General features: G+C 38.7%; 14 protein-coding genes. 5 read left to right on the top strand and 9 right to left on the bottom strand.

Annotated elements, in window-relative coordinates:
* Together PHP06_09035 and galE are read right to left on the bottom strand one after the other, a co-directional pair.
* Positions 1 to 931: WYL domain-containing protein (locus tag PHP06_09035; protein ID MDD3840696.1), on the bottom strand; the 931-nt coding region annotated here is incomplete at its 3' end.
* 33 nt (positions 932 to 964) lie between these two features.
* On the bottom strand, positions 965 to 1,975 hold the full coding sequence (gene galE / locus PHP06_09030; GenBank protein ID MDD3840695.1) for a UDP-glucose 4-epimerase GalE: 1,011 nt from the start codon (positions 1,973 to 1,975) through the stop codon (positions 965 to 967).
* Between the two features lie 196 nt (positions 1,976 to 2,171).
* Here galE and PHP06_09025 point away from each other — a divergent pair, with 196 nt between their 5' ends.
* Positions 2,172 to 2,477 carry a hypothetical protein gene (locus PHP06_09025; GenBank protein MDD3840694.1) on the top strand — a complete coding sequence of 102 codons (306 nt, stop codon included), beginning with the start codon at positions 2,172 to 2,174 and terminating at the stop codon, positions 2,475 to 2,477.
* Positions 2,478 to 2,558: 81 nt separating this feature from the next.
* Here PHP06_09025 and mscL read toward each other — a convergent pair whose 3' ends face one another.
* Entirely contained in the window at positions 2,559 to 2,960 is a 402-nt protein-coding gene (gene mscL / locus PHP06_09020; GenBank protein MDD3840693.1) for a large-conductance mechanosensitive channel protein MscL, read from the bottom strand.
* A gap of 254 nt (positions 2,961 to 3,214) precedes the next feature.
* Here mscL and PHP06_09015 point away from each other — a divergent pair, with 254 nt between their 5' ends.
* Positions 3,215 to 4,738, top strand: coding sequence for a phospholipase D family protein (locus PHP06_09015; protein MDD3840692.1), 1,524 nt, complete (start codon positions 3,215 to 3,217; stop codon positions 4,736 to 4,738).
* On the opposite strand, the gene wecB is transcribed toward PHP06_09015, so the two are convergent.
* Entirely contained in the window at positions 4,726 to 5,874 is a 1,149-nt protein-coding gene (gene wecB, locus PHP06_09010) for a UDP-N-acetylglucosamine 2-epimerase (non-hydrolyzing) (protein MDD3840691.1), read from the bottom strand. The two genes, PHP06_09015 and wecB, sit on opposite strands and share 13 nt — an antisense overlap.
* A 68-nt stretch (positions 5,875 to 5,942) precedes the next feature.
* On the bottom strand, positions 5,943 to 6,530 hold the full coding sequence (locus tag PHP06_09005; GenBank protein ID MDD3840690.1) for an AAA family ATPase: 588 nt from the start codon (positions 6,528 to 6,530) through the stop codon (positions 5,943 to 5,945).
* 136 nt (positions 6,531 to 6,666) lie between these two features.
* On the opposite strand from PHP06_09005, the gene PHP06_09000 reads away from it, so the two are divergent.
* The 3 genes from PHP06_09000 to PHP06_08990 are packed head-to-tail and all read left to right on the top strand — an operon-like array spanning position 6,667 to position 8,481.
* Positions 6,667 to 7,038, top strand: coding sequence for a GntR family transcriptional regulator (locus tag PHP06_09000; GenBank protein MDD3840689.1), 372 nt, complete (start codon positions 6,667 to 6,669; stop codon positions 7,036 to 7,038).
* Entirely contained in the window at positions 7,031 to 7,735 is a 705-nt protein-coding gene (locus PHP06_08995; protein ID MDD3840688.1) for an ABC transporter ATP-binding protein, read from the top strand. Before PHP06_09000 ends, PHP06_08995 begins: the two co-directional genes overlap by 8 nt.
* Positions 7,729 to 8,481 carry a hypothetical protein gene (locus PHP06_08990; GenBank protein ID MDD3840687.1) on the top strand — a complete coding sequence of 251 codons (753 nt, stop codon included), beginning with the start codon at positions 7,729 to 7,731 and terminating at the stop codon, positions 8,479 to 8,481. The genes PHP06_08995 and PHP06_08990 overlap by 7 nt, the downstream gene beginning before the upstream one ends.
* Positions 8,482 to 8,520: 39 nt before the next feature.
* Here the strand turns inward: PHP06_08990 and PHP06_08985 are convergent, their stop codons facing one another.
* The 4 genes from PHP06_08985 to PHP06_08970 all read right to left on the bottom strand — a co-directional run.
* Positions 8,521 to 9,393 (bottom strand): polysaccharide deacetylase family protein, encoded by an 873-nt coding sequence (locus tag PHP06_08985; protein MDD3840686.1) that lies wholly within the window; start codon positions 9,391 to 9,393, stop codon positions 8,521 to 8,523.
* A 1-nt stretch (position 9,394) separates the two neighbouring features.
* Entirely contained in the window at positions 9,395 to 9,856 is a 462-nt protein-coding gene (locus PHP06_08980) for a hypothetical protein (protein ID MDD3840685.1), read from the bottom strand.
* On the bottom strand, positions 9,817 to 10,998 hold the full coding sequence (pgaC, locus tag PHP06_08975) for a poly-beta-1,6-N-acetyl-D-glucosamine synthase (protein MDD3840684.1): 1,182 nt from the start codon (positions 10,996 to 10,998) through the stop codon (positions 9,817 to 9,819). Before pgaC ends, PHP06_08980 begins: the two co-directional genes overlap by 40 nt.
* Positions 10,999 to 11,210: 212 nt before the next feature.
* The coding region (locus tag PHP06_08970) for an ECF transporter S component (GenBank protein ID MDD3840683.1) at positions 11,211 to 11,660 on the bottom strand (450 nt) is incomplete at its 5' end.

Below are 11,660 nucleotides of genomic sequence, written 5' to 3'. Positions count from 1 at the left end.
GGTTTGGAGATATTATCTTCACTTTATCTTTAAACATGAACAACCACCCTAAAAAAGTCCTGCTTACAACAACATCAACCTTTATACAAAAAGTACGCTTAGTCTTTTTATTGATAAACACATCTTGTCCAAAACGATCTATAACCACATTTATCAATGAATTATCAAATTCCAACTCTACTTTTTGAGTCTTACCGCTAAACATGTTGAATATCTTTTTAGAATAGTCAGCTATATTAAAATCTTTTGCCTTATCAACTAAGATCCTGTCTTGATCTGTCAGCTCCACATTGATCATACGGTCAACCCTGAAATTGCTTATACTGTCGTACCGGTCATAATAGGCAATCAGATAATAATTTTCATTTGACCAACTCAGTGCGTAGGGGCTGGCATTGTATATTTCACCATCCCTCCTCAACTCCATCTTTTTATCTACAGTATATTTAAAATATTTAAACTGAACTTGCTTGTTCTGTTGTATAGCTCTATGTAGAATATCTACATTATAATAGATACTTTCATTCATTGTTTTCACTCGACGATCCACCAATACTTGCTTGTCCAGCTCCTTGGCTTGGTGAACACTTGTCAGCTTTCCAATCTTATTTATCAGCTCTTGACTTTTTTTATGTGTTATGAATTTTGATGATTGAACAGCATCAACAAGGAGTTTTAACTCGGGCAGTTCGAACTCCCTAGAAGCTACATAATACTGATTTGCTCTGCTTCTTTCACAGAGTATATCCATTCCAAAAACTTTCAAAATCTCTATATCCGAATAAATAGATTTTCTCTCTGCAGTAATATCATACTTTTCAAGTTCTATTATTATATCATTCACCGTCAGCTTATGGTTTTCATCCGTCTTTTCAAGCAATATTTTCATTATATAAAGCAGTTTCAACTTCAAATTAGGATTTGCAGCCATAATCCTCCCCCCTCCATAGATAACCTGTTTACATCATTTATATCCGTTTGGATTATTTTTTTGCCATCTCCATGCGTCTCTACACATATCCTCTAAACTTCTTTCCGCTTTCCATCCCAGCTCTATAGCTGCTTTAGTTGCATCTGCATAGCACTCCGCAATATCCCCTGGTCTCCTATCTGTCAAAACATATGGTATTTTCTGCCCTGTGGCCTTTTCAAAATTCTTGACTACATCAAGGACGCTGTATCCTACCCCTGTTCCCAAGTTGTAAACTTGCACCCCGGAAGTCCCAACAACCTTTTGCAGGGCTTTCAAATGCCCTTTAGCCAGATCCACCACATGGATATAGTCCCTGACACCTGTTCCATCATGGGTATCATAATCGCTACCATAAACCTTAAGCTTTTCCCTCTTACCTACAGCGACCTGGGTTATGTATGGCATTAAATTGTTGGGTATCCCATTAGGATCCTCCCCTATCCTTCCACTTCGGTGGGCACCGATGGGATTAAAATACCTAAGAAGTGATACACTCCAAGAGGAATCTGATACAAATATATCCCTTAAAATCTGCTCTATCATCAGCTTAGTGCTGCCATAAGGATTAGTAGTGCTGAGAGGCAAATCTTCAGTCAAGGGCGATTTATTATTCATACCATAAACAGTAGCAGAAGAACTGAACACCATCTTTTTCACATCATATTTTTGCATGACTTCACAGAGCATCAAAGTCCCTGTAACATTATTATGATAATACTTGATGGGAATCTCCATAGACTCGCCTACAGCTTTGAGACCTGCAAAGTGAATCACCGCCTCGAAATTGTTTTCACAAAATACTCGATCCATGGATTTTTTGTCTAAAATATCTGCTCGGTAAAATTTTAATGTTTTTGCCGTTATCTCTTGTACACGTCTTAAAGCTTCAGGCTTGCTATTGGAAAAATTGTCAACCACAACAACCTCATACCCCGCATTCAGCAGTTCAACACAGGTATGACTTCCAATATAACCTGCACCTCCAGTTACCAATATTGTCATACAAATTCCTCCATTTTCGATATGCTTTATTTTATAATAGCATATAACCTTATATTATAAAAGTTACCATTTTTTAAGTTCCTCCATTTTTAAATAAAAGACCTTGAATATATTCAACTATTTATGGGATACTGGCATCTTATGGGAACAAAAAATTGTTTGCCCCGTCTAAAATAAATAAAAGCTAGAATAAAACATGAATTATGTTGAAATAGGCATTATGCCCTATAATCAAGAAAATGCAGAATATATTTATGACATATTGGGAAGGGATAGGGTAAAAGTCGTTGAAGGCCAGCAGGCCGAAGCTGAAGGTGAACTTGCTGAAACCTACAGCACATCATCAGATGCTAATGACATGGGTGTTGAGGTTGCCATAGATGAAAATCAACAAGAATCCAAGCCCGGCGCACCCAATATTGCTACCATATATATCGTAGGTGCACTTGTATTGTTAGGCGCAGGGGTTGTCATGCTTCGCAGACTAAAAACGACGAAATAAATAGCACCCGGATTAACAGATAGTTAATCCGGCAATGGCAAGGATGAGTTGGCTATATTGAAGTTCGGTTGGTTTTACAATTTAAGGCTGCTTTGCTTTTAATAAATCACGAATCTCTTCCAACAAAATTTCTTCATTACTGGGTTCTTCCGGAGCGGGAGCAGCCTCTTCCTCTTTTTTCTTATTAAACGATATCAATTTTATAAATAGAAAAATAGATAAGGATATTATAAGGAAGTCTACAACTGACTGGATAAAAGCACCATATCTAAAAGCTACTTCCGAAACATCTCCGCTGGCCGGTGTAATAACATATTTTAGATCGGTAAAATTGATTCCCCCTATGATAACGCCTAAAAGCGGCATCAGTATATCGTCAACCAAAGAAGTTACTATTTTACCGAATGCTCCACCGATTATCACACCAACAGCAAGGTCTATCACATTTCCCTTAAAAGCGAATTCTTTAAATTCTTTTAACATTTTTATAGCACCCCCATTATTTTAATTGATACGGCAAAATGTACAACAATAATAAAATCTTTCCTACCTACTGCACCTAGTTTTTCCGGATGCCATTATGCATTAATTATATAGCAAAAACAAATGAAATAACAATAGTATTTACAATATTATGTTTTATGATCAAAACACACAATGCAAAATCAAAGCATATATGCTACAATAATAGCAAAAACAATAAAGATACAAAAACTGCACAAGGGGACGGTCCTTCTGTGCAGTTTCCAGCTAACATTATGCGATTCGATTATACGTCGTTCTCTATACAAAAGGGAGTGTCTACTATTATAAGTCAAACAATCACTGTAAAAGATACTATAAAGTTTGTAAAGATAATTTTCAAAATATATCTACTATATGTACTGATATTTGGCGCTTTAATATTCGGTTTTCATAAGCCCACCACAGATAAATATTTAAACGACCATCAGGCAGAAAGGTTTTACGGTGAAAATACTTCAAAGGATAGAATAGTGTTGGTAGAAGATAGGCACAAGTCAGGTATTGCACGAATCGATCTCATGGAAAGAGCCCAACAAACTCTGGATATAGCATATTATAAAATACAAAATGGAACTGCCGCAGATATTTTTTTCGGAACAATATTGGATGCAGCCGATCGAGGGGTGCAAGTGCGTATTCTGGTGGACGGCATATTCCATAATTTTAAAGGTACTTCCCGTGATGTTAAATACACCTTGATGAATCATCCTAATATTCAACTTAAACTTTATGAACCTTTCAACCCCTTCCTGCCCTGGACGTGGAACAACAGGCTTCACGATAAATTTATTGTTGTGGACAACCAATGGGCAATGATAGGCGGAAGAAATATAGAAGATAGATGTTTCCTGGACCAAGTCAAAGATACCAAAATAGTAAATGACAGAGATGTGGTTATTATAAACACTGACCAAGATGATAATTCTGATAGTGCTGTCCATCAAATGAAAAAATATTTTGACCAGTTGTGGCAGCATGAGTTTTCAAAATATCCTGCTATGCAGTTGAATGAAAGACAGAAAGCAAAAGCCTTGGATAGAGAACGGGCTTTAAACGAGTATGCCCAAACAATGAAACAACAATATCCTGAAATATTCAAAAACCCCATCGACTGGCTTACCTTGTCCCTGCCTGCCCGGAAAATAACATTGATCCACAACCCTATACAGCGTTTCAATAAAGAACCTTGGGTGTGGGATGAAATATTACAATTGATGGAACAAGCCCAAGAATCTATATTCATCCAAAGCCCCTACATCGTTCCAACAAAGAATATGATGAAATACGCTGATGAGGATAACCTAGACTACCACAATATCAGCATGCTGACAAATTCATTAGCAGTAGGCCCCAACTATCCAGGTATGTCAGGATACATTAGACACAGGAAAAACATGGTGGATTTGGGCATCAACCTATACGAATACCACGGGTCAGGATCAATCCATGGCAAGTCCATAATGATAGACGACAGAATCAGTCTGGTAGGCTCCTATAACTTAGATGCAAGGAGTACTTTTTTGAGCACGGAAAGCATGGTGGTGATAGACAGCGAGGAATTTTATTCTGCTTTGGAAAATCAGATGAAAAAATTGACCGATACTAGTTTGAAAGTCGGTCAAGATTATTCCTATTTAGACAACCCTTTTGTTGAACATAAAAAAGCATCTCCGGCTAAAATGGTACTTATAAGAGCATTATCATTTCTTGCATACTTTTTCGATTATCTGCTGTAAAGTGCACAGAAGAACTGTCCCCTTGTGCTATTCAGTATACCCTCCACTATTCTGTCAGCGGCTTTTCCGTCTCCATAAGGGTTTACTGAATTCGCCATCCTATCATACTCATCTTTATCATTTAAAAGCAGATGGGCCTGTTTAAATATAGCATCTCTATCTGTTCCCACCACTCTTACCGTCCCTGCCTCAACCGCTTCCGGTCTTTCGGTGGTGTCCCTGAGCACCAGCACAGGCTTGCCTAGGGAAGGGGCCTCTTCCTGTATGCCTCCTGAATCGGTCAATATCATATAGCATTTATTCATTAGATTGGCAAAAGGCTGATAATCCATGGGCTCTATCAGATGAACCCTATCTATATCCTTTAATATAGGGCAGGCAATATCCCTCACTTTAGGATTTTTATGAACAGGAAAAACCACCTCTACATCCCTATTATCGGCAATGATATCTATGATGGCGTTGAAGATGTTCTCCATAGGCTGCCCCAAGTTTTCCCTTCTATGGCAAGTGACCAACACCACTCTCTTACTGCCAAAATCAATATCATCCAAAAGCTGGCCCTCAAACCTGTAATCCTGCTCTACCACCTGCAACAGCGCATCTATCACTGTATTGCCCGTTATGATAATATCTTTCCGATTTACCCCTTCTTTTAAAAGGTTATCCCCAGCCTTTTTTGTAGGAGCAAAATGCAGATCAGCAATAGCCCCTGTCAATCTTCTGTTCATCTCTTCAGGGTAAGGAGAATATTTATCATCAGTCCTCAAGCCTGCCTCTACATGGCCTACAGGTATCCTATGATAAAAACAACAAAGGCTGGCGGCAAATGTGGTGGTAGTATCACCATGAACCAGCACCATACCAGGCCTTTCCCTTTCCAATACCCCCTCCAGCCCACCGATAACCCGGGCAGTTATATCCGCCAAGCTCTGCCCCTCCTTCATTATATCCAGGTCATATGAAGGGACAATACCGAACAAATCCAATACCTGATCCAACATATATCGATGCTGCCCGGTAACCAAGGTCTTCACTTCAAACTGAGAATTATCCTCCAATTTTTTCACTACCGGAGCCATCTTTATAGCCTCCGGCCTTGTGCCGAATACCGGCATTATCTTAATTTTTCTCATTTATCAAACATCCTTTGATATTTATATTAGATGTTTATTAAAGCAAATGAGAAAATATTAATAAATCCTCACCCTTTACTTGTATCTATAACCAAATCACAACCGGATTGAATTTTAAAATAAGAAAAATAATTGTTCTCCATCGGAATCCACCTATCTATAAAATCCTTTATCTTGTTTTGCCCACTGCGCTGCACAATTCGCTGTCTTTGAACCTGTGGGCTCACCGTCAAAAATATCCTATAATCATATGCCTGCTGCAAACTAGGATGGAGAGAATACACTCCCTCCACAATGTTTAATTTCCTTTTTTCCACATAAACCGGGCTGTCCAACTCTCCTTTGTCACATCGGAAAGGCCGATAGTTAAATTCTTGACCCTTTTGCAGGGGATGGAGAACCTCCTCTTTAAATCTTTCATAATGCACATTGCCCCCCGGCTGTGCCAGCCTCTCTTGGGTTCTCATGGAAAAAGGAAGAAAAAAATCATCCATGTGAAACACATTGCAGTTGAAATGACTGGTTAAGCAATCTGCCAAAGTGGTCTTTCCACTCCCACAAGGCCCATCGATGGCAATAATAATATGTTCACGCTTATCCATCAATCTTAATATCTGATCACATACAACGGAACAGGTATCCACTATATAGATCACCTTCCTCCCTGCTTTATTATTGTTATTATACCATCGTTTTCCTTGCAAAAAATGTATTGACCTTTCCGTAAAACTGTGTTATTGTATTAGCAGCTTAATACAATAACACAAAATAATTTTGAATGGAGGTGCTTTATTGAAACTGAATTTTGATCCTGCTCTTCCAATATATACTCAGATTGTGGATGGTTTTAAGCAAGAGATTTGCAGCGGCAATCTTGCTCCTGGCGAAAAGATTGCACCGGTGAGAGAGCTGGCGATAGAGCTCGGGGTAAATCCTAACACCCTTCAACGTGCAATGGGCGAACTCGAACGGGAAGGGCTGCTGTATACTGAACGCACCTCAGGTCGCTTTGTTACCAACGACATAGAATTGATCCAAAAGCTTAAAAGTGAATTGACATCCGGTCTGGTAGAGGAATTTCTATGCAAAATGACAGCTCTGGGATGCTCCATCCACCAAATAAAGCAACTTATAGATATGAAAGGAGAGGTTAAACATGAGTAGTAAAAATTTACTCAAAATATCAAATGTCACAAAACGATATGGAAAACAAACAGCTCTAAAAGATGTATCCTTCAATATACAATCCGGGCGCATCGTAGGGCTTCTTGGACCCAACGGCAGCGGCAAGACTACACTGATAAAAATTATCAACGGCTTATTGGCTGATTATACGGGGGATGTCCGTATTTGCAGCAACAACCCCGGCGTTAAAACCAAAAGCGTGGTCAGTTATCTTCCTGATAAGATGGCCTTGCCTGAATGGCTCAAGGTGGAACAGACACTCCATGTTTATGCGGATTTTTTTGAGGACTTTGATTGTGAGCGGGCAAACCACTTGCTGGAATCCCTTAAACTGCCTAAAAATAAGAGGATATCCGAACTTTCCAAGGGCATGAAAGAAAAGCTTCTATTGGTACTCACCATGTGCCGCCGGGCTAAATTATATATTCTGGATGAACCGATTGCAGGCGTAGACCCTGCATCTCGTGAAGTGATACTGTCTACTATATTGAATAACTTGGCAGAAAATAGCTCTATTTTATTATCCACCCATATCATCTCTGATGTTGAGACAATATTTGACGATGTTATTTTCCTGAAAGACGGCAAGATAAATCTTTTGGGACAAGCCGAGTCTCTGCGTACAGAACATAAAAAGTCCATAGATCAATTGTTTAGGGAGGTATATAGATGTTAGGCAAATTAATCAAACTGGATATCAAATTCGCATATAAAAAATTCATTGTAATGGCAGCCCTGCTGCTGGTCTTCGGCTTTGCAATGCCTTACTTGTACGACACCGTTGCACAAGGCGGTGCAGTTATAATATTTACCGTATCCATTGTAATAGTGTGTATCATGTGTGTTTGGCTGGTTTTACAACATTTTCAAAAAAATCTATTCGGTCCGGAAGGATATTTGATGTTCACCCTGCCGGTAAAGCCTTTTCAACTATTGCTGTCAAAACTGATCACCACAATTATATGGTTCAATATAATGCTCTTTTCAGCGATAGCCATGATATTGCTTCTCTCCAGATTTCAAATACCTTTTGATGCAATCAAAGGTTCAATCAATTGGGAAAACATCAAAACTATTTTAAAAGCAATACTTGGTATCAACATAGGCATAATACCTTTAGTATTATCACTATATATGGGAATCTCCTTATCCACCGTGGCAATACGTAATAAAAAACTGGGCATGGGATTAGGAATGATAATATCTATAATCGCTATATGGATCTATAATTGGACATCGCTGAAACTTTCCGGTTTAGCTCCTTTTACCGTGACTGCTGCAAATGATGCAATTGTCATGGGCGAAAATTTTATCCCCGGAGATACACCTATATTAATAAGTCTGGCTGTATCACTTGCTTTTTCAGCCTTGTTCTTCTTTATCACCACTTATATCATGAGACATAAACTGAACTTAGATTGAAAAAACAACCCAATAACACAGGGGGACAGTCCCCTTGTGTTATTGGGTTAACCATGGCTTGACTATTTCCTGAAAAACAGCATCATCCACCAAAATTCTATTCTGCCAAAAAAGTGCATTTTGTTTAGAAATAATCCGTGGTGCCAAAATATAAGCGGATAAAAAGCCTGCCTGTTCAATGATCGGAACCAATTCGTCCTCCCCGTCCCCATAGGGATAAGCAAAATCCACTACTTGTACCCCCGTTAAATTAGCCTCAATAGTATGTTTGCTTTTGATCAAATCCTGTAAAAAGGCAGTTTTCTGATCCGGGTCGAAAAAAACCGGCTCATCCTCTACTAAATAATGCATATCATATGTATGGGAACCAATTGTAGCCAATCCGCTATCCACCATTTCCTGTATCTGCTCCCAGGTTGCCAATGAAAGATTATCAAAATCGGGATCTCCTACATGTCCTGCTATCAAAAACAAAGTAAAAGGAATTTGATGCTCCTTTAAAATAGGAAAAGCATTCTCATATACAGACTCATCTACATCATCAAAGGAAATCCAGACACATTTTTCAGGGTGGCTACCTGTTTTTCTGAATTCCCTCAAGTCAGACGGTGTAACAAAAGTCGCACCCTGCTCCTGCAAAAATTGAATATGCTGCTGAAACTCGCTTTTATAGACTGAGTAATTCCTCAATTCATCAGAAGCAGTCAAATGCTCTATTACCTTTGTGGCAATATCATCCTGTCGCACTCGATGATAAGTAAGACCGAGACAACCATCCTTTTCAAGGGGTTCAGGAAAACTCATAGCCGGCGTATTTTCTACATTGATTTTATCAGCGATTATAAATACTATAATAAAAACTACTAGAAATAGACTGGACGCCTTTAACAATCTCTTCATGGATAATTTCATATTAATCCTCTCCATCCCTTATGGGATTTGTCTCCAATATGATCACCTTCTCACGTTGAAGTGTCTCATAAACACTTTCATCAATCATACCTAAACCCATCAAATCTTCTTTTGTTGCAGGCTGGGGATATTTTCTGCGAGTCAGACTTCCATACCTTTTCTTGTTGTAAAAACCCCATAACCAAAGCAGCAGATAAAATAAAACGAATAAAATTCCACCTATGGAAAAAAACCTTTGAATATCATCGTTGGTCATTTTAAAAGATATCTTGAACAATCTGGGATATTCATGATTAAGTGAAAATATAGAATCAATAAAGAAGTATATAACCGTCACACAATAAAACCACACTATCAGGGTAAATATACCAACAATAATTTCACGCCACCAACATTTGTGGGATTTAACAATAAATGTTTGATTTATGCAGCTTTGCGTTGTCCTCTGTCCGGACTTGTCCATATAGCATATCCCCCCTTGATTCTGCTGTTGATGGCTTTAGGAAAAGCAAACATTACAATGGTTGCATTTAAAATCCAATAAACAAATGGATACCAAGCTGCCCATAAATAAAAATGTAAAACATCATCGTATTTGCTATCAATCCTTAAAGATGACCACAATTGTATTAAGCTTAAAAATACCAAAGCAAAGGATGGAAAAGCTAACCACATAAATAACTCCTGAACGGTATCAGCATTAATAAAATAATATACTGTCACAATCACCCAAGAATAGGCCCAAAATAGACTGACCCATTGCTCCAAATAAATTGGCCATATTCGCCGATGTCGCCAATCCAGCATAACCCTCCAGTGGCGCAAAATCACTTCCTGCCCACCTTGAGCCCAGCGAATCCTTTGTTTCCAAATACCGCTGATAGTTTCAGGCACCAACATCCAACACAACGCTCGGGGTTCATAGCGGATATCCCAGAACCTTTGCTGCAGCTTCCAGGAAATAGAAATATCCTCTGTTATCATATCATGATCCCACAAACCTACATCCACCAATGCTTTTTTTCTGAAAGCGACAACAACACCCGAAACTGTCATGATTTTACCTAAAATACGCTGTGACCGCTTGATCGCCCCAATAATAGATGCATATTCAACTATTTGCAATTTTGCTAATAATGTATCACGATTGCGAATCCGTGGATTTCCGGTAACTGCTCCCAATCTTTCACCTTTATATAAAAAATGATAGATCAGGTAATGGGCTGCATATGGATCTAAAACCGCATCGGAATCAATACAAACTAAATACTCAGCTTTTGAAGCAAAGGTAGCCAGCTTTAATGCTGTTGCTTTTCCCCGATTTTCCTTACAATCTATAATTCTCAGATCATCATATTGTTTCGCCAGTTTATGTAATATTTCCCCTGTCCTATCGCTGCTGCCATCATTTACCGCAATAATTTCCCTGTTTGTGTAAGCCAGCCGGTGTATATAAGCGATGGTTTCTTCAATAGTCTCCTCCTCGTTATAACAGGGAATCAAAATGCTGATCATGGGCCAATCTATAGAATCAAAATCAATGGGCATCTCCCTTTCCCGTCTTTTAGAAAACAACCTGGATCCAGCAATCCAAAACAAAGACATCAAAAGTGGATACTAAAAAACAAAAGTTGCCAAATTGTCTATGATAGATTCCATCTATAATCCCTCATTCGATATTTATTTATAATATTTTCTATAATATATTATACATGGATTTTGTTAATTCGACAAACAACTCTTCAACACAAGGGGACAGTCCTTCTGTGCAGTTTTAAAACTGCACAGAAGGACTGTCCCCTTGTGTTGTTATACTATCAAATAGTTCCGTTTAACACTAATACTAGAAGAATACAAGTTATCAAAACCAACCCCGAAACTAACATCACTCCCATATTCAACTTTTTATCCGGTTCCCCTTGGGCAGAATCCGGAAAAAGATTGTTTTTACGCAGGGTACCAACTACGGGTTTGTAGAGTAACATTGTAATTGCAGCGTTCAAGCCGCCTTTGAGTAAGTTGAAGGGAAGAAATGCCGGTAACAACAGTTCAGCTACTGCCTTACGCGGATAACCCAGGTAAATTGGGGTTATGAGATAATTCCAAAGCAGCATAACGGATGTCATAAACAAGCAGCCGATGATAAGGCCTATTATTGCACCTTTTAAAGTGCGCTTCCTTTTGTATATATAGGCTGCTGTACATGCAAAAGAACAGCTGGATATGATGTTCATAATCAATCCTATTACTCCGGTATCGCTTACTGT

Source organism: Clostridia bacterium (assembly GCA_028698525.1).
Lineage (GTDB): Bacteria > Bacillota > Clostridia > JAQVDB01 > JAQVDB01 > JAQVDB01.
The sequence above is the reverse complement of the archived record's forward strand: the minus strand, read 5'-3'. Positions and strand labels throughout refer to the sequence as shown.

Coding starts and splice junctions, on each gene's coding strand:
- pgaC (MDD3840684.1), bottom strand. CDS start 10,998: ATGTCTTTGTTTTGGATTGCTGGATCCAGGTTGTTTTCTAAAAGACGG.
- PHP06_08980 (MDD3840685.1), bottom strand. CDS start 9,856: ATGGACAAGTCCGGACAGAGGACAACGCAAAGCTGCATAAATCAAACA.
- PHP06_09025 (MDD3840694.1), top strand. CDS start 2,172: ATGAATTATGTTGAAATAGGCATTATGCCCTATAATCAAGAAAATGCA.
- PHP06_08990 (MDD3840687.1), top strand. CDS start 7,729: ATGTTAGGCAAATTAATCAAACTGGATATCAAATTCGCATATAAAAAA.
- galE (MDD3840695.1), bottom strand. CDS start 1,975: ATGACAATATTGGTAACTGGAGGTGCAGGTTATATTGGAAGTCATACC.
- wecB (MDD3840691.1), bottom strand. CDS start 5,874: ATGAGAAAAATTAAGATAATGCCGGTATTCGGCACAAGGCCGGAGGCT.
- PHP06_08985 (MDD3840686.1), bottom strand. CDS start 9,393: ATGAAATTATCCATGAAGAGATTGTTAAAGGCGTCCAGTCTATTTCTA.
- mscL (MDD3840693.1), bottom strand. CDS start 2,960: ATGTTAAAAGAATTTAAAGAATTCGCTTTTAAGGGAAATGTGATAGAC.
- PHP06_08995 (MDD3840688.1), top strand. CDS start 7,031: ATGAGTAGTAAAAATTTACTCAAAATATCAAATGTCACAAAACGATAT.